This window comes from Xenorhabdus sp. KJ12.1, assembly GCF_963876495.1.
GTDB classification, from domain to species: Bacteria; Pseudomonadota; Gammaproteobacteria; order Enterobacterales; family Enterobacteriaceae; genus Xenorhabdus; species Xenorhabdus stockiae.
In genome coordinates this window covers 102,165-120,283 of record NZ_CAWNQH010000024.1, presented here as the reverse complement: position 1 = coordinate 120,283, position 18,119 = coordinate 102,165, and the positions used below count along the sequence as shown (strand labels likewise).

Below are 18,119 nucleotides of genomic sequence, written 5' to 3'. Positions count from 1 at the left end.
GTAATCATTACGAGCAATCATCTAAAAGAAAAATAAATACAAATCTATCCGCGACACTATCTATCAAGGAAAACACAATGACAGTTTATGGCAATAGTGACATTAATCTCTTTTGGTTCTTACCTACCCACGGTGAGGGGCGCTATTTAGGTACTGCCAAAGGTGGGCGTGCTGTTGATCTTCCTTACCTGCAACAAATTGCTCTGGCTGTGGATAGCCTTGGTTATCACGGTGTTCTGATCCCAACCGGAAGAGGTTGCGAAGATCCGTGGCTGGTGGCTTCTGCGCTGGTACCCGTCACCCGTAATCTGCGTTTTCTGGTCGCGGTACGGCCGGGATTACAGCCACCTTCACTCGCTGCAAGGATGACGGCCACGCTGGACAGGCTTTCTGAGGGGCGGGTTCTTATTAATGTCGTGACCGGCGGTGATCCGGTGGAAAATAAAGGTGATGGTATTTTCCTTAGCCATGCTGACCGTTATCAGTTGACCCGTGAGTTTCTTGATATTTATTCCCGTATGCTGGCAGGTGAAAAAGTAGATTATCAGGGGAAACATTTACAGGTAGAAGGGGCAGAATTATTGTTTCCACCTATCCAGAAAAATGGCCCTCCACTCTATTTTGGCGGTTCTTCTGAAGATGCGCTTGATGTAGCGGCACAGCAGGTTGATACCTATCTGACCTGGGGAGAGCCACCTGAATTGGTTGCGCAGAAACTACAACAGGTTCGTGAGCGCGCAGAGAAGCAAGGCCGGACTCTGGAATATGGTATTCGTCTGCATGTTATTGTCCGTGAGACAGAAGAGGAAGCATGGGCGGCGGCTGATCGCCTGATTGCTCATTTGGATGATGAGACTATCGCTCAGGCTCAGAAAATCTTTTCCCGGATGGATTCTGCCGGACAGGCGCGGATGAATTCACTGCATCAGGGTTCAAGGGATAATTTACGGATTGCGCCGAATTTATGGGCTGGTGTTGGTCTGGTTCGTGGTGGTGCAGGAACGGCATTGGTCGGAAGTCCTGAACAGGTAGCTGAACGGATCCGCGAATATCAGGCATTGGGGATCAGTAATTTTATTTTCTCCGGCTATCCTCACCTCGAAGAAGCACATCGGTTTGCTGAATTGGTCATGCCATTGCTGAAAACAGATTCAGTGCAGATAAACAAAGCGAATTCAACGATCCGTTCTGCCAATGCAGGCGCTTTTGGTGAAAGTATTGGGGGTGCTGAGCGGCCTGTCACAGAGGAACCTCAGAAAGAGTATGCTGAATAAAAATGCTGGAGCGTAGATAAGCAAGGTTATCAAGCATGAAGCCTGAAAGGGATAATTCAGGCATCCGTTGCCGCTCCCTGTATAGGGAGCATTGGCAAACGTAAAATGAGGTTATCAATCAGTGTGGTTGTGGATTTGTAGCACTGAATAGTGATGATGACCATATCGGATCTATCAGGGTACTCGTCAGGGATGATTCAGACCCCAATCAGACGGTCAATTATGGTGTATTGACTGGAATATTATCTAAAGACCAGCTTGCACTACGGACATTGATTTTTACAGGCAATAACCTGAGACGGGTGAAAGTATCAGCAAGAACCTGTTGCTGGTTAAAAACAGTCGGTGTCATACGCTCTGCACCATAAGTAAAACGTGCAAGAGTCCGTTGCCAGATAGCTTTATCAAGTTTCGTGGCGTTGGCAAGAATGTTAGCTGCTTCGTCAGGGTGCCGATTTGCCCAATCACTGAGAACAACTAATTCCTGAATGACTTTTTCTGCTGTTTGCGGATAGGTATCAACAAATTTACGGCTGGCAAGATAGAACGTGTAATGAGGTACCAGCCCTTCACCATTAGTTATCTGGCGTGCTCCGGTATTGATTTCTACTTCGGACAGGAAAGGGTCCCAGGTAGCCCAGGCATCAATGGCTCCTCGCTGGAAAGCTGCGCGGGCATCGGCGGGAGGTAAATAAACCGGTTTAATATCCTTATAGCTCAATCCGGCTTTTTCCAGCGCCGCGGCAAGCAGATAGTGCACATCAGAACCCTTGTTTAGCGCAACGCGTTTGCCCTTCAGGTCCTGAATAGTTTTAATGGTTGAGTCTTTCGGAACCACAATAGCTTCGGTTTTCGGGTGAGCAGGGGCGTAGGCGAGATAAACTAAATCGGCTCTTGCTGCCTGAGCAAAAACGGGGGGAACATCACCGGTTGATGCCAAATCGATGCTACCCACATTAAGCCCTTCAAGCATTTGTGGCCCGGCAGGAAACTCTACCCAACGCACCTTGATACCTTCTTTTTCTAATGCATCATCCAGAGTTCCGCGGGATTTTAGCAACGTAAAAATATTCGATTTTTGATAACCAATAGTAATCTGCTGAGGTTGTGTAGCCAGTGCATTGCCAGAGAGGCCGAGTAATAGCAGTAAACTGCCAAAGCGTAATTTGTGTGCCATGCTTGATTTTCCTTGTTAACCGGATGCATTGATATAGACGGGGATAACGGTATAGAAAGATAACAAAGCTGGTTTATGAATATTAAATAATAAAATTGTGTTTGCTAGTGCTGATTTTGGATAACGACCAATCAGACAGCGATTTTCATATGAGGATGTGGATCGTGTCGGGGCGACTGCTGACACACATCCTCGAAGCGAAATCAATCGGTTAAATCAACCTGCTGATTATCAATCAAGCGTGTTTTGCCTAACCATGCTGCCATCAGGATCACCGCTTTTTTACTTTGTGGGGTCAAAGGTTCCAGATTTTCTGCGTCACGGATAAACAGTTCGTCCGGTATAAAACCTTTTTCACGCAGATCCGTGGATACTATCTCAAGCAGTTGTTCAACATTCCGCTCACCACTTTTCAGTTTTTCGGCGGCGCGCTGCATAATCTGGTTTAATTGCGGCGCTATTTTTTTCTCTTCTGTAGAGAGAAGACTATTGCGTGAGCTTAAGGCCAGCCCCTTTTTATCACGGACGATAGGTACAGAAACCAGAGTGATATCATAAGCCATGTCAGTGATCATTTTGCGGATAATTTGTAACTGCTGAAAATCTTTTTCACCGAAATAGGCCAGATCCGGCTGGGTCAGATTGAACAGTTTGCTGACAACCGTGGTGACTCCCCGGAAATGCCCCGGACGGCTGGCACCTTCAAGCATATGAGAAAGTTCAGGGACTTCAACAAAAGTTTGGCTGCCATTCAAGCCATGCGGATATATTTCGTTGGCATTGGGGGCAAACACTATATCAACATTACGACGGCTCAGTTTTTCGCAATCTTCCTGTAGGGTACGCGGATAATTGACTAAGTCATCTTCGCGATCAAATTGCATCGGATTAACAAAAATACTCACAATTACCACATCAGCCTGAGCCTTGGCGGTATCAACCAGAGCCATGTGACCATCATGCAGATTACCCATTGTAGGGACAAAGGCAATTCGTTTTCCTGCCTGACGCCAACGGCGAATTTCACGGCGTAAAATGGGGATTGTTTCTATGATCAGCATTGCTCTACTCCTTTAATTAGCAGTCATAATTAGCAATCATGCTGGGTTATACTCGTTGTTTTTCTGAAAACTTAGTGTTTTTCTGGAAATCTCGCGGGTATAAATCAGTTGAATGAATGAGCTTGGTCAGGGTACGTGCCATTTTCTACCTGTTCGATGTACAGGCTGATGGCATCTCGTATATTGCCGGTCTCTTTAAGGAAATCCTTAGCAAATTTGGGTGGTTTGGCGGTAATGCCTAAAGCATCATGCATAACGAGGATCTGACCATCTGTATGGTTCCCCGCACCAATGCCAATAACCGGAATTTCCAGCGCTTCGGTGATTTTCCGGCCCAATTCTGTTGGTACACACTCCAGCACTAATAGCTGCATGCCTGCTTTTTCCAAAGCGATGGCATCGTCGAACAACTGCTGAGCTGTCGCTTCATCACGCCCCTGAACTTTGTAACCTCCCAGTACATTAACGGCTTGTGGAGTCAGGCCCAGATGTCCGCAAACAGGCACAGAGCGCTCGGTCAGCATTTTTACTGTTTCACACAACCAGCTTCCGCCTTCAATCTTGACCATATTGGCCCCCGAACGCATTAACTCAGCCGCATTATTGCAGCTTTGTTCCGGTGTGGCGTAGCTCATGAAAGGCATATCTGAGATGAGAAAAGTCTGGGGGGCACCGGTGCGGACGCTTTTGGTGTGGTAGGCAATATCTTCAACAGTAACCGGTAAGGTGGAATCAAACCCCTGAACGGTCATGCCGAGTGAATCACCAATAAGGATGACCTTGATGCCCTGTGCAGCAAAAAGGTGAGCGAAGCTGGCATCATAGGCTGTAATTGTTGCGAACTTACGTTTCTCTTTTTTTAACTGGCTAAGGTGAGCCAGAGATGTGGGTTTCATTGTTATCTCCTGAATATTCATACCCGTTGTTGGGTATAGAGCCTCGTCCATTCGGGTATCTAAGCTGATACCCGCTGGAACAGGTTCTGATTATCCAGAAATAGGCCATGATTGTATGAGATATTGTGTTACTTTTCCTTCATATACCCGTCGTCTTTCATGTTGTCTCTTTGTTGGCTGCGCTCGCTCACCCCGGTCACATAGTCTATCTATGCTCAGGGGCTCACTCCCTTGCCGCCGCGATACAACTTGAAATCCATTGGGTACAAAACTGCTGTGTTACAACCAAAACGTCAGGCCATTTTCTGGAACATGTTTTAATCGTTCTGCTAATGTTTCTTTATCAGGAAACACAAGATCCGGGGCTATTTCTGCCAGCGGATAAAGCATAAATTCACGCTGTTTTAAACCGTAGTGGGGAATGGTCAGGCGTTCAGTATTAATAATGTGATCACCGAACAGCATAATATCTAAATCAAGCGTTCTTGGCCCCCAACGTTCGTCTTTACGGACTCGACCTTGTGCCAGTTCTATGGCCTGAGTGTGATCAAGCAATATTTCCGGTTGTAAGTTTGTATCTAATGCAACAACCAGATTGAGGTAATCAGGCTGATCCTGCGGCCCCATAGGTTTAGTCCGATAAAATGAGGAACGGTTAATAAACGTTGTATCAGGGATCGATTTAAGTGCAGCAAGTGCATTATTAACTTGCTGCAAGGGGGAGGCCAGATTACTGCCAATGGCGATATAAACCCGGGTCATACTAGTTGTTGTTCCTGTTATGACGAAGGTGGTTGCCACGGCGGTGACGGGTTCTGCGACGAACAGGCTCGCTGCCAAGCTCGGAGATCATGCCCCGCTGCTGTGATGCGGTTGATTGCTGGAATTCTGTCCACCAATGTACCAGTTCTTTCAGCTCATGGCGTGGTTCAATGCTGGCGCGTAATTCTAATAAATCGTAGGCTGCCCGGAATTTCGGGTGTTCCATTAATTTATTTGCCCGTTTACCCTGACGGCGCGGCAGGCGAAGCTGCAACAGCCAGATATCACGCATTGTTGTGGTATGACGCTTCGGAATGGCGATAGAACGACACTGTTCATCAAGAATATCATTCATGGCCAGGGCGAAAGCATCGTAATACTGTAAGCCCCCTTCCTGAGTCAGCTTCTCGGCATGTTCAATCAATGGATACCACAATATTGCCGCAAATAGGAAAGCCGGGTTGACCCGTTGATCGTTCTGGAGACGGTAATCGGTATTCTTTAATACCTGTTCCAGTAGTTTTTCCATCGGCGAATCACCGGATTGGGTGAAACCGCGCTGGATTAACGGGAATAGTGGCTCAAACAACTGGTATTCACACAGTATTTTATATGTGCTGTAACCGTGCCCTGATTGCAGAAGTTTCAGAGACTCCTCGAACAGACGTGCTGATGGAATATCCCGTAACAGAAATGCCAGACGTGGGATTGGCTCAGCCGTGTTCTTTTCGATGGTCATGTTAAGCTTGCTGGCGAAGCGGACTGCACGCAACATCCGCACAGGATCTTCCCGGTAGCGGGTTTCCGGATCACCAATCAGGCGTATGATCCCTTTTTCCAGATCTGCCATTCCACCGACATAATCCCGTAATGCGAAATCTTCAATCCCGTAATAAAGGCTATTAATTGTAAAATCGCGGCGTGCAGCATCTTCTTCCACAGAACCAAAGATATTGTCTCGCAATAGCATTCCGCTCTGGGCTTTATGAGACTGATTACGATCATTGCTTTCAACTTGTTCATGTGGCCCACGGAATGTGGCAACTTCAATGACATCCGGCCCGAACATAATGTGAGCGAGACGGAAGCGACGACCAACAAGACGGCAATTGCGGAATAATTTGCGAACCTGTTCAGGGGTAGCATTGGTCGCGATATCAAAATCTTTGGGTTTTTTATGCAACAGTAAATCACGTACACCGCCGCCGACTAAATAAGCCTCAAAACCCGATTTATTCAGGCGATATAAAACCTTCAATGCATTATCACTGATATCTTTACGTGAAATAGAATGCTGTTCCCGTGGAATAACGGTAATTGGGGAATCAGAAGGTTTTGCCTTTCCGGATTTATTCTTCATTTTGATGTTTTCAGCATTTGATGAAGATGTGCGATTCACTCTGCGGCGTTTAGGCAGAGTGCTGCTCTTTTTATAAGCAGGATGGTCAGATATGGTGACTGGCCTTTCACTGGCTGCCTGTGTTTCGCGTTTTATCTTGGTTTCGCGGATCAGCAAATTACGGCAGAAAGTTGCTACTCGGTTAAAAATGGTACACCTCGATAGTGACGGATAAAATTAAAACAAAAACAGCCGCTAATCATAACTTACTGGGCATTCTTTGAGAATGCTTGCAGTATCAATAGAAACACTTTATTTAAATTGTCCATTGATTATGTTCTGAGGCGGAACATGATTTATATTCCAGCCAATAATTGCCTGCTTTAGCAGTTGTTCCGTGGTGATATCCTGCCAACCAGCAATCGTTGGCTGGTTTAAAAATGATAACGCTTTCACCAGCAATGGACGTGGATCATCAAGAGGGATCGGTTTTGCATGATTTTGCTTGGAAAGTTTATTTCCCTCTTTATTTAACACAAGAGGCAAATGTACATAGTCCGGTGTTGTAAAATTCAGATACCGATATAAGGATATTTGGCGAACCGTAGGTTCAATCAAATCTGCTCCTCTGACAATTTCAGTGATGCCTTGATAGTTATCATCAATAACAACGACAAGATTATAGGCGAATAATCCATCTTTGCGATGAATAATGAAGTCCTCTTCAGCCATTTTTACCGGTACGGTAACATTACCTTGTAATTTGTCGTAAAAATCATACACAGGGTGATCCTGTTTCAGGCGAATAGCGGCATGATGGCCTGGTAGTTGTAGATGCTGGCAGTGAGCATCATAAAATCCGCCCAGCTGATGAATGCGTTGGCGGGTACAGGTACAGTAATAACTGTTTCCCTGCTGCTGTAACTGAGCCAATATTGCCCGATAAGCCTCATGGCGTTGGGACTGGTACAGCACTTCTTCGTCCCAGTGAAGCCCATAGTGCTCTAAGGCATGCAGTATTCTATCTGCTGAACCGGGAATTTCCCGTGGTGGATCAATGTCATCAATACGCATCAGCCACTTACCGTGGTGAGCACGGGCCTGTAAATAGCTACCCAGAGCTGTCACCAGAGAGCCAAAGTGGAGATCGCCAGATGGGGATGGTGCGAAACGCCCGACGTATAATGAGGAGTGTTCGGATTCAGATTGAGTCATATAAAAATCAATTTAAGGGAGTATACCCATTAGATTTCGAGTTTCACCGCTGCGGTAAGGGAACTATCCCCGGCAATACAGATAACCGTTTGTTTATAAAAACGCTGACTGGGGTAGCGAGCGTAGCCGACAAAGAGGTAACTCGAAAGATGCAGGGTATATACGGCGCCTTTCAGCGCCGTACTCACCTACCCATTAGCCAGCCATTTGCTTTTCGCGAATTTCGGCTAATGTTTTACAGTCAATACATAAATCAGCTGTAGGACGCGCTTCCAAACGACGGATGCCGATTTCAACCCCACAGGATTCACAGAAGCCAAAATCATCATCTTCGACTTTTTTCAGCGTTTTTTCGATCTTTTTGATCAACTTACGTTCACGATCCCGATTACGTAATTCAAGACTGAATTCTTCTTCTTGCGCCGCACGGTCAACCGGATCAGGGAAGTTCGCTGCCTCATCTTGCATATGAGATACAGTACGGTCTACTTCATCCCTGAGTTGATTGCGCCATGCTTCCAGAATGAGCTTGAAATGCGTTAACTGGGCATCGTTCATGTATTCTTCGCCAGCCTTCTCTTGGTAAGGTTCTACCCCAGCGATGGCGAGAATGCTCAAGGACGAGGTTTTACGTTTTTGCCCTTCTTGCATAATGCTTCTCCTTACACACGCACTATCAAACGAGCCCCCTGACAGTAGGGGGAAAAAAATAGGCCGCTATAAATAGCAGATGACTGCGAGGTTGGCAATTATTCCTACCATTAGTTTTGCAATGGTGTGAAGGCAGCCGTGTTTACTGCCTAAATATGCTGCAAAACTCACCTCATCAGCATGATCTGTTTACAAATCATCCCATTGATACAAAAGGCAATTTGTGACTTAGAACCATCCTGTTTTCTGTCATGCTGGCCCCGTAACAGATTACTTCGACCCCTAAATTGCATGCTTGTTCCAAAAGAAAAGCATAATCGTGGTCAATATGTTTTGCTGCCATAACGTGACTAATGCCGGAATGTAGCACGGCAAAGCACAGGACAGCCCGCTGTCCCTGTTGTGCTATCAATGATAGTTCACGTAAATGTTTTTGCCCACGAATTGTCACAGCATCAGGAAAATAACCATTATTTCCCTGCAACAGGGTGACTGATTTCACTTCAATATAGCAGTTAACTTTTTGTTTTGACTCTAACAATAAATCTATCCGGCTTTTCTCTTTTCCATAGCCCACTTCGCGGCTGATTTTTTCGTAACCGGATAATTCTGAAATGAGATCTTTTTCAATGGCCTGAAAAACCAGATCGTTGGCTCTGAGAGTATTGACACAAATCCAGTGCCCGTCCTGAGTCTGTGTCAGCTCCCAGCTATTGGGATATTTACGTTTTGGATTATCAGAGGTGGAATACCAAACGGTATCACCCGGTGTTGCGCACCCGGTCATTGCTCCGGTATTGGCACAGTGTATGGTCAGCGTTTCACCTTCCGGAGTCAGAACATCGGCCAGAAAACGTTTATAACGGCGAATTAATGTAGCGTGCTTTAGCGGTGGTGAAAATTCCATAAACTTTCCTTTATACCTCAATTGACAGTTTCATCATGACGTAACCTGCGCGGGAGCCACATGAACTAAAATTAAACGGAAACTGAAATTAAAGTCGCTAATGCTACAATGGCACTCATTGAAAGTTAATCGTTATGGTGAACCTTTGTTATTACCCATTTATGACGTTGTGGACTCAGTCATAGCTCAGCTTGAAACCTCAAAACAGATATTACTGCATGCCCCGACCGGAGCCGGAAAATCAACCGGCTTACCGTTGGCAATTCTCAACAAGTCACGGTTTAGTGGGCGGATCATCATGCTGGAACCCCGGCGTATTGCGGCACGCAGTGTTGCGGAGCGTCTGGCAGAACAATTGAATGAGCCTGTCGGCAGAACGGTGGGTTACCGGATGCGTCTGGAAACAAAAGTCAGTGCTCACACACGTCTTGAAGTCGTCACAGAAGGTATCCTGAACCGGATGTTGCAACAGGACCCTGAATTGAGTGATGTCTCTCTCGTTATCCTTGATGAGTTCCACGAACGTAGCTTACAGGCCGATCTGGGTTTAGCGCTGTTGTTAGATGTACAGGAAGGATTACGCGATGATTTGCGTATTTTGGTGATGTCCGCAACGCTGGATAACCAGCGCCTTTCTTCTTTATTACCAGAAGCACCGGTTGTGGTTTCAGAAGGGCGTAGTTATCCGGTAACGAGAAGTTATCATCCCCTGCCTGCTCATTTGCCTTTTGAACAATCAGTGGCGTCAACAGTATTACGTTTGTTGCAGCAGGAATCGGGGTCATTACTGCTGTTTTTACCCGGTGTGAGGGAAATTCAGCGGGTGCAGGCTTACTTAGAAGAAAAAGTCGGTAGCGATACATTATTGTGTCCGCTATATGGTGCGTTATCGTTAACAGACCAGCGGATGGCGATAATGCCCGCTCCGGCCGGGAAGCGTAAGGTTGTACTGGCGACCAATATTGCAGAAACCAGCCTGACTATTGAAGGTATTCGTCTGGTGGTGGACAGTGGTCTGGAACGTACCAGCCGGTTTGAACCCCGGACAGGCTTAACCCGTTTGATCACCCAGCGTATCAGTCAGGCATCAATGGTGCAGCGGGCAGGGCGAGCCGGCAGGCTGGAAGCGGGTGTCTGCTGGCATTTGTTCAGTCAGGAGCAGGCAGAACGGGCAGCGGAACACAGCGAACCTGAGATTCTGCATGCCGATTTGAGTAGCTTGCTGCTTTCGTTACTACAGTGGGGATGCCGTGACAGTTCTCAACTACGCTGGCTGGATAATCCACCGCAGGCCGCACAGGCTGTTGCCCGTACTCTGCTTGTACGGCTGGGAGCACTGGACGATAAGCAGCAGTTAACCGCCCGAGGCTGGCAAATGACAGAATCAGGTTGTGAGCCTCGTTTAGCCGCCATGTTGTGCCTAGCTAAAGAACAGTATGACAGGCAGGATTCAGATCGGGGAATATTGGCAACGGCAGCAAAACTTGTCGCGATCCTTGAAGAACCACCGCGTAGGGGACAGTTGGATCTCACTCATTGCCTTAATACTCTTCAACCGAACTGGCAGCAACGGTCAAAACAGCTATTCAGGGAACTGGCGGGTAATAATATGGAAAATGCTGCCGATATTAATGTGGAGTATATACCTGAGTTACTGGTACAGGGGTTCCCCGACAGAATTGCAAAAAATCGTGATAATCTCGGGCGGTTCCAACTGGCTACAGGGCTGGGAGCTATGCTTGCACGAGAAGAACCGCTTTCGGGGGAGACATGGCTGGTGGCTCCTTTATTACAGCAAGGCAATAAGATGCCAGATGCACATATTTTGCTTGCTTGTCCATTAGATATTGAGCAAATCATCCGGCAATATCCTTCTCTGTTTACAGAACAGACAGCTATTGAATGGGATGATAGTAAAGGCACCTTGCGGGCATGGAACAGACTGAAATGTGGACGATTGACGGTCAGGTCACAACCTCTGGCAAAACCCTCAGATACCGAATTGCAGGAAGCTCTGCTGAACTGGGTTCGGCAGGAGGGTCTGGCAGCGCTGAACTGGTCACAGGAAGCATTGCAGTTGCGTGTTCGTTTACAGCGGGCGCAGGAATGGCTGCCGGAAACACAATGGCCAGCGGTTGATGATGAAGCATTATTGGCTTCCCTTGAACAGTGGTTACAACCGGTGCTGGAAGGCGTGAGAAATTTGAAAGGCTTGCAGCAGGTTGAACTGTCAACAGCTCTGGTGAGTTTACTTGACTGGCAGCAGCGGCAAATACTGGATAATGAATTGCCTACTAATTACACTGTGCCAACCGGAAGCCGGATTGGTATCGAATATTTTTATGATAAACCTCCCGTACTCTCCGTAAAAATGCAGGAAATGTACGGAGAACAGCAAAATCCGGCTGTGGCAAAAGGGCGTGTACCTGTCGTTGTTGAGCTATTGTCTCCGGCTCAGCGGCCGTTGCAGATCACGCAGGATCTTGCCGCATTCTGGCAGGGGGCTTACCGTGAAGTGCAAAAAGAGATGAAAGGGCGTTATCCAAAACACTTATGGCCCGATGACCCCGCAAACACAGCACCGACAAGGCGGGTAAAAAAATATATTTAATTGTTAGAGAAAGCATTTAACTGGAGAATTCGGTATGTCTGATGATGACCGTCAGCCAATCGGACGTAAGGGTAAAAAATCAAAACATCGTCGTGGGCGTCAGGCAAATAAACGTCATCGACGGGATGACTATGATGATTATGAATATAATGATGTTGAAGACGAAAATGACACCGATGATGAGGGGGAACTCATGACAAAAAAAGGGAAGAAATCCCCTCAGGTCAAAAAGGGACGTAAATGGATCTGGTTGCTGCTATTGAAAATCTTGATTGTGCTGGCAGTACTCATTGGCATATATGGTTTTTATCTGGATGGCAAAATTCGTCATCGCATTGATGGTAGAGTGTGGCAGCTCCCTGCGGCGGTGTATGGCCGTATGGTAAATCTTGAACCGGGCATGAATTACAGTAAGGCCGAAATGATTCGGTTACTGGAAGGCATGCAATATCGGCAGGTAACTAAAACAACCCGTGCAGGTGAATTTGTGGTCAGAGGCAATAGCATTGAAATGCTGCGTCGGCCATTTGATTTTCCTGATGGCAAAGAAGGCCAGATTCAGGCTCGTCTGACTTTCGATAACAATCAGTTAACCAGTATTGAAAACATGGAGAACCAGCGCCAGTTTGGTTTCTTCCGTCTTGATCCGAAACTTATCACAATGATGCAGTCGGCGAACGGTGAGCAGCGTTTGTTTGTTCCACGTTCCGGTTTTCCTGATCTACTGGTTCAGACCTTACTGGAAACGGAAGACCGCTATTTCTACGAACATGGTGGTATCAGGCCACTTTCGATTGCTCGTGCTGCGCTGGAAAACCTGCTGGCAGGCCGTGCTGTGCAGGGGGGCAGTACCTTAACCCAGCAATTAGTCAAAAATTTATTCCTGACGAACAAACGGACTTTCAGCCGTAAAGCCAATGAAGCCTTAATGTCCGTACTGCTGGAGGCTCGCTACAGCAAAGATCGTATTCTCGAACTCTATCTGAACGAAGTTTTTCTGGGTCAGAGTGGCGATGAAGAGATCCGCGGTTTTCCGTTAGCGAGTCTTTACTATTTCGGCCGTCCGATTGATGAACTGAGTCTGGATCAGCAGGCATTGTTGGTAGGGATGGTTAAAGGAGCTTCGTATTACAACCCGTGGCGTAATCCTAAAAGTGCACTGGAACGCCGTAATGTTGTATTGAAAATTCTCCAGAACCGAAAAGTGATTGATCAGGAGCTGTATGACCTGTTAAGTGCGCGTCCACTCGGTGTAAAACCTAAAAGTGATGTGATAGCACCGCAACCTGCATTTATGCAGATGGTACGTCAGGAGCTACGAGAAAAGCTGGGTGATAAGATTGATGATTTATCTGGCGTCAAAATATTCACAACATTAGACCCAGTTGCGCAGGATGCGGCTGAAAACGCGATAGAAAACGGTATTGCGGCGTTGCGCAAAGATAAAAATCGTCCGGTGCCTAATCTGGAAGGTGCAATGGTCGTTGTTGACCGTTTCAGTGGTGAAGTCCGGGCAATGGTCGGAGGCTCGCAGCCACAATATCCGGGTTTTAACCGTGCTATGGATGCTCGCCGTTTAATCGGTTCGCTTGCTAAACCTGCAACTTATCTGACTGCATTAAGTGAACCAGATAAATATCGCCTGAATACCTGGCTGGCGGATGAACCTATCTCAATACCTCAGGCGGGGGGGAAACCGTGGGAACCGAGAAACTTCAGCCGTAATTTCAGTGAACGAGTGATGCTGGTTGATGCGCTGGCACGTTCAATCAACATCCCGACAGTCAATCTGGGGCTGGACGTGGGATTGGATCATATCGCCAATACCTTGGTGTTACTGGGCATTCCTGCTAAAGAGATTCAGAAAGTACCGGCAATGTTGCTGGGAGGTATCAACCTGACCCCGATGGAAATGGCACAGGAGTTTCAGACTATTGCCAGTGGAGGAAATAGGGCCAAACTCTCCGCACTGCGCTCTATCATTGCTGAAGATGGCACCGTGGTTTACCAGAGTTACCCACAGGCGGAAAGAGCTGTACCTGCTCAGGCAGCTTATCTGACGTTATATGGTATGCAGCAGGTTGTGGCGCGGGGAACTGGCCGTTCACTGACCGGGAAATATGGCAAATATAATCTGGCAGGAAAAACGGGAACCACCAATGAACTGCGTGATACTTGGTTCGCCGGGATCGATGGTAAAGAAGTCGCGATTGTCTGGGCTGGATTGGATAACAACAAGCCGACTAGGCTGACGGGAGCAACAGGAGCATTGAAGATTTACGAACGTTATCTGGCGAATGAGACTCCATTGGCGCTGGATAATCGTGCTCCGGAAGGTATTGTCGATATGTCAGTTAATGAAGATGGCTCCTTTAACTGCGCCGGAGAGGGTATCAGAATATTACCGATCTGGACGGATGATCCACAGGCGTTATGTCAGCAATCTGTACAGCAGCCAATTGAGGAGGGGCAAGAAGAGGCTCCGGGCTGGCTGAAAGAGATGTTTGGACAGTAAAGAGTTATCTTAAATAGGTTGTAATTACATGTAATTCCCCACTTTTACAGGTGGGGAATTTAATTTTGACGCATTTATCAAGATTCGAATAAACGTAGATCAAATGTTTGAAATGCATCATCTTTTGGGGAATATCCCAACACTTTTCTTGTTTCAGTTAAATCAAGACGTTTAAAACGATTATCAGAAATGCCGTGAGCAATAAAAAACGTAATTTCTTCTGCTTCAATGGCACAAGTAATTAACTGAACTGCATCATTTGGGCTGAGCCATGCACTGAGGTCACGGGCAGTTTTCAGTTCGTGATTATCTTTAAATTCAAATGCACCTATGCGAATTGCAATGGAAGACAAACCTTTCTGGGTTGCAAAATAGGAACAAAGCGCTTCCCCAAAACATTTTGTTACACCGTATATATTGGCAGGTGATGTCGCAATATTGTCAGGTATTTGCTTATCTATCGGATACCCTTCAATCGTTTGTGCACTACTAGCAAAAATAAAACGTCGGCATTGTGATTTGGCAGCGGCCTGAAGTAGATAATTAGTGGTTAAGATATTGGCAGGTAATAAATCTTCAAATTCTGCATTTGCGTAGGGAATACCGGCGAGGTGGATAATGTTTTCTACATCAGAAACTAAATCTTCCGCAACAGAGGGATTAGATAAATCAGCCAGTATGAAACAATGTGGGGCAGGAATGTGATAGTCAGGGTGTTTTTGATCTACAAGAGTGAAAATATAACGATCCTGCATTGCCAGAAAAAAAGTCCGTCCTATACGCCCACTTGCTCCAGTTAACAAAATAGTACGTTTTGACATTATTTTCCTTGATCTTGTCTGTTTTCAGATGAAATGTTGTTGTGATTTTATACACGAAAATTTTGACATATGTATGAAGTAAGCATATTTTAAATTTATTTTTCTCAGAAGTGATTATTTCTATTTTGTATGGTTTTTTAGTCCTGAATGCTCATAATCAAAGTATCATGGGTTATGATCCATTACAGGATCTTTTTAGTAAAATATAAAAAACTTCAATTTATGAATATTATTATCTTATCCCTACTATTTATTACCGCTGCTTTATTACATGGCATCAGTGGCATTGGTTTCCCAATTGCCAGTACAACGGCATTAAGTTTATTTATGCCATTAAAAGAGGCGGTAGTTTTAGCCTTATGGCCAACATTATTGATCAATGTGTTAAGTGTCATTTCCGGTGGGAAAATTGGCCCGATATTACATAAATACAGTTTGCTGGCACTATTTTCCTTAGTCGGCAGTTTTATTGGAGCAAAACTTTTATTTCTGGTTAATCCGGCTTATTTGCAATTACTATTAAGTGGAATTATTGCATTTTACATTATCAATAGTATCCGTAGCACGAACCTTCGTTTATCTACAAATCCGGTTATTTTGTCACTATTCGGCTTGGTGGCGGGCATTATCGGTGGGGCGACAAATGCCATGTCACCCATATTGATAATGTGTCTGCTGGCAATGAGCAGTGATCGTCATGAAATCGCGCGGGCGGCTAATCTCTGCTTTTTGCTCGGCAAAATCAGCCAATTGGTAGTATTGCGTAACGAAGCCTTTGAACTATTCTCTTCGGATTATTTATGGCCTGTACTGTTACTGACAGTATTATCTGTCCTCTTTCTTTTTATTGGCACTCGTCTGAGAACTCGTATCAGTGCTCAGCATTTTCGCGGGCTGATGCTTATTCTGCTGGGAGTATTGGCGGTAATGTCTGCAATTCAGGCGATACGGGTGTTGGTGTGAAGATTAACCCATAACACCGTAATTATTATTACGGTGTTATGGGAAACAGATTATTTCAACTTAGCAAAACAACGAGCAGCAGCATCAACGGTACGCTGAATATCTTCCTCTGAATGGGCGATAGACATAAAACCAGCTTCGAATGAGGATGGTGCCAGATAGACGCCTTCATCCAACATTAAATGGAAGAATTGCTTGAATCGTTCAACATCACATTTCATCACATCCTGATAGCAAGTAACGCTTTTCGCATCGGTAAAGAAAATACCGAACATACCGCCAACGTGGTTAATAACCAGAGGAATATCAGCTTTGGCAGCCGCATTTTTTAATCCCGTTGCCAGTTTATCCGTCAGTTCACTCAGGCGCTGATGGACACCAGTTTGAGCAACTTCTTTCAGACAGGCTAAACCTGCCGCCATCGCAATCGGGTTGCCGGAAAGGGTTCCCGCCTGATAAACAGGGCCGGTTGGAGCCAGTTTTTCCATAATTTCCTGACGGCCACCGAATGCACCGACAGGCATACCACCACCGATGATTTTTCCAAGGGAAGTGAGATCGGGTTTAACTCCGTAATATTCCTGTGCGCCACCTAAAGCAACACGAAAACCTGTCATTACTTCATCAATAATCAACAGAGCGCCGAATTCATCACACAGTTTACGCAGCCCCGGCAAAAATTCAGGTTGCGGTGGGATGCAGTTCATATTGCCGGCAACTGGCTCGACGATAATACAGGCAATCTCTTGCGGGAATTTTTCGAATGCTTCACGCACTGAATTCAAGTCATTGTAGACGCAGGTCAAAGTGTGTTTGGCGAAATCGGCAGGAACTCCCGGAGAATTTGGTTGTCCGATAGTCAGAGCACCGGAGCCTGCTTTTACCAGCAGGCAATCTGCGTGACCATGGTAGCAACCTTCGAATTTGATGATTTTATCGCGCTGAGTATAGCCACGAGCCAGACGGATGGCACTCATCGTTGCTTCCGTGCCTGAGTTCACCATACGAACCATATCCATTGAAGGAACCAGCTCTGTTACCAGTTTTGCCATTTCTACTTCGGCAGCCGTCGGAGCACCAAAACTCAGACCACGTTCAGCAGCTTCAATGACAGCGTTGCGGATAGCAGGGTGATTGTGCCCCAGAACCATTGGTCCCCATGAACCGACATAATCGATATAGGCATTACCATCGACATCGTAAAGATAGGCACCGTTGGCACGTTGGATAAATACAGGTGTACCGCCAACTCCATTGAAAGCGCGCACCGGGGAGTTTACACCACCGGGTATAACATGTTTTGCCTGAGAGTAAAGTGTTTCGGACTGGCTCATTAATCAATGCTCCTGAAAGACGAGAGATATGTAGATTTGCCATTCTAAATCACCCAAGTAGGTAAGCCAAATTAGAAGCAAAGGAATAAGTATGTATGGCAAAACTTGAACGAATCAGTCAGGTATTAGATAATCGCTGTTAACTGATCTGAAGGTTTATGCCCCCTATTGGGTATACAGTAACTTTCCGAGAATTTTTACCGGAAAACCGGACTGGAGTAAAAATATGAGCGATGATGCTGCATTGCCTTTGCAGTTTACTGATGCCGCAGCCAACAAAGTGAAAGTATTGGTTGCTGATGAAGAGAACCCGAATCTGCGTTTGCGGGTTTATATTACAGGTGGTGGTTGTAGCGGTTTCCAGTATGGTTTCACTTTCGATGACCAAATGAACGAAGGTGATATGACAATTCAGAAACAGGGTGTTGAACTGGTCGTTGACCCGATGAGCCTGCAATATCTGGTGGGCGGCTGTGTCGATTATACCGAAGGTCTGGAAGGCTCCCGCTTTATCGTCACTAATCCGAACGCAAAAACGACTTGTGGTTGTGGCTCTTCTTTTAGTATCTGATTGGGAACATTGAACACTCATT

The 18,119-nt window shown here is 46.0% G+C and carries 16 protein-coding genes; 5 read left to right on the top strand and 11 right to left on the bottom strand.

Features of this window, described 5'->3' with window-relative positions:
- Nucleotides 1–77 precede the first annotated feature (77 nt).
- Nucleotides 78–1,274, top strand: a complete 1,197-nt coding sequence (gene ssuD / locus AACS92_RS03520) for an FMNH2-dependent alkanesulfonate monooxygenase (protein ID WP_099109979.1) — start codon at nt 78–80, stop codon at nt 1,272–1,274.
- Nucleotides 1,275–1,494: 220 nt separating this feature from the next.
- Here ssuD and AACS92_RS03515 read toward each other — a convergent pair whose 3' ends face one another.
- The 9 genes from AACS92_RS03515 to sfsA form a co-directional block, all read right to left on the bottom strand.
- The gene (locus AACS92_RS03515; RefSeq protein ID WP_099109978.1) at nt 1,495–2,451 is read right to left on the bottom strand and encodes a sulfonate ABC transporter substrate-binding protein; all 957 of its coding nucleotides are present in this window, start codon (nt 2,449–2,451) and stop codon (nt 1,495–1,497) included.
- 203 nt (nt 2,452–2,654) lie between these two features.
- Nucleotides 2,655–3,512: a pantoate--beta-alanine ligase gene (panC, locus tag AACS92_RS03510; protein ID WP_099109977.1), complete on the bottom strand. Its 858-nt coding sequence runs from the start codon at nt 3,510–3,512 to the stop codon at nt 2,655–2,657.
- A gap of 104 nt (nt 3,513–3,616) precedes the next feature.
- Nucleotides 3,617–4,408, bottom strand: coding sequence for a 3-methyl-2-oxobutanoate hydroxymethyltransferase (panB, locus tag AACS92_RS03505; RefSeq protein WP_099109976.1), 792 nt, complete (start codon nt 4,406–4,408; stop codon nt 3,617–3,619).
- A 279-nt stretch (nt 4,409–4,687) separates the two neighbouring features.
- Entirely contained in the window at nt 4,688–5,170 is a 483-nt protein-coding gene (gene folK, locus AACS92_RS03500; protein ID WP_099109975.1) for a 2-amino-4-hydroxy-6-hydroxymethyldihydropteridine diphosphokinase, read from the bottom strand.
- A 1-nt stretch (nt 5,171) separates the two neighbouring features.
- Nucleotides 5,172–6,530 carry a polynucleotide adenylyltransferase PcnB gene (pcnB, locus tag AACS92_RS03495; protein ID WP_241537939.1) on the bottom strand — a complete coding sequence of 453 codons (1,359 nt, stop codon included), beginning with the start codon at nt 6,528–6,530 and terminating at the stop codon, nt 5,172–5,174.
- A 291-nt stretch (nt 6,531–6,821) separates the two neighbouring features.
- Entirely contained in the window at nt 6,822–7,724 is a 903-nt protein-coding gene (gene gluQRS / locus AACS92_RS03490; protein WP_099109973.1) for a tRNA glutamyl-Q(34) synthetase GluQRS, read from the bottom strand.
- Between the two features lie 29 nt (nt 7,725–7,753).
- On the bottom strand, nt 7,754–7,912 hold the full coding sequence (locus AACS92_RS03485) for a hypothetical protein (RefSeq protein WP_169926675.1): 159 nt from the start codon (nt 7,910–7,912) through the stop codon (nt 7,754–7,756).
- Between the two features lie 7 nt (nt 7,913–7,919).
- Nucleotides 7,920–8,375 (bottom strand): RNA polymerase-binding protein DksA, encoded by a 456-nt coding sequence (gene dksA / locus AACS92_RS03480; RefSeq protein ID WP_099109972.1) that lies wholly within the window; start codon nt 8,373–8,375, stop codon nt 7,920–7,922.
- A 196-nt stretch (nt 8,376–8,571) separates the two neighbouring features.
- The gene (sfsA, locus tag AACS92_RS03475; protein ID WP_099109971.1) at nt 8,572–9,282 is read right to left on the bottom strand and encodes a DNA/RNA nuclease SfsA; all 711 of its coding nucleotides are present in this window, start codon (nt 9,280–9,282) and stop codon (nt 8,572–8,574) included.
- Between the two features lie 100 nt (nt 9,283–9,382).
- Here sfsA and hrpB point away from each other — a divergent pair, with 100 nt between their 5' ends.
- Both hrpB and mrcB read left to right on the top strand, forming a co-directional pair.
- A complete protein-coding gene (gene hrpB / locus AACS92_RS03470) occupies nt 9,383–11,893 on the top strand; it encodes an ATP-dependent helicase HrpB (RefSeq protein ID WP_099109970.1) in 2,511 nt (836 codons plus the stop codon).
- Nucleotides 11,894–11,927: 34 nt separating this feature from the next.
- Nucleotides 11,928–14,408, top strand: coding sequence for a bifunctional glycosyl transferase/transpeptidase (gene mrcB / locus AACS92_RS03465; protein ID WP_099109969.1), 2,481 nt, complete (start codon nt 11,928–11,930; stop codon nt 14,406–14,408).
- A 77-nt stretch (nt 14,409–14,485) separates the two neighbouring features.
- Here the strand turns inward: mrcB and AACS92_RS03460 are convergent, their stop codons facing one another.
- The gene (locus tag AACS92_RS03460; RefSeq protein ID WP_099109968.1) at nt 14,486–15,229 is read right to left on the bottom strand and encodes an NAD-dependent epimerase/dehydratase family protein; all 744 of its coding nucleotides are present in this window, start codon (nt 15,227–15,229) and stop codon (nt 14,486–14,488) included.
- Nucleotides 15,230–15,451: 222 nt separating this feature from the next.
- Here AACS92_RS03460 and AACS92_RS03455 point away from each other — a divergent pair, with 222 nt between their 5' ends.
- Nucleotides 15,452–16,192, top strand: a complete 741-nt coding sequence (locus AACS92_RS03455; RefSeq protein ID WP_193756925.1) for a sulfite exporter TauE/SafE family protein — start codon at nt 15,452–15,454, stop codon at nt 16,190–16,192.
- 50 nt (nt 16,193–16,242) lie between these two features.
- Here AACS92_RS03455 and hemL read toward each other — a convergent pair whose 3' ends face one another.
- Nucleotides 16,243–17,526 (bottom strand): glutamate-1-semialdehyde 2,1-aminomutase, encoded by a 1,284-nt coding sequence (gene hemL / locus AACS92_RS03450; protein ID WP_099109966.1) that lies wholly within the window; start codon nt 17,524–17,526, stop codon nt 16,243–16,245.
- 226 nt (nt 17,527–17,752) lie between these two features.
- Here hemL and erpA point away from each other — a divergent pair, with 226 nt between their 5' ends.
- The gene (gene erpA / locus AACS92_RS03445) at nt 17,753–18,097 is read left to right on the top strand and encodes an iron-sulfur cluster insertion protein ErpA (protein ID WP_099109965.1); all 345 of its coding nucleotides are present in this window, start codon (nt 17,753–17,755) and stop codon (nt 18,095–18,097) included.
- The last annotated feature ends 22 nt before the right edge of the window (nt 18,098–18,119 follow it).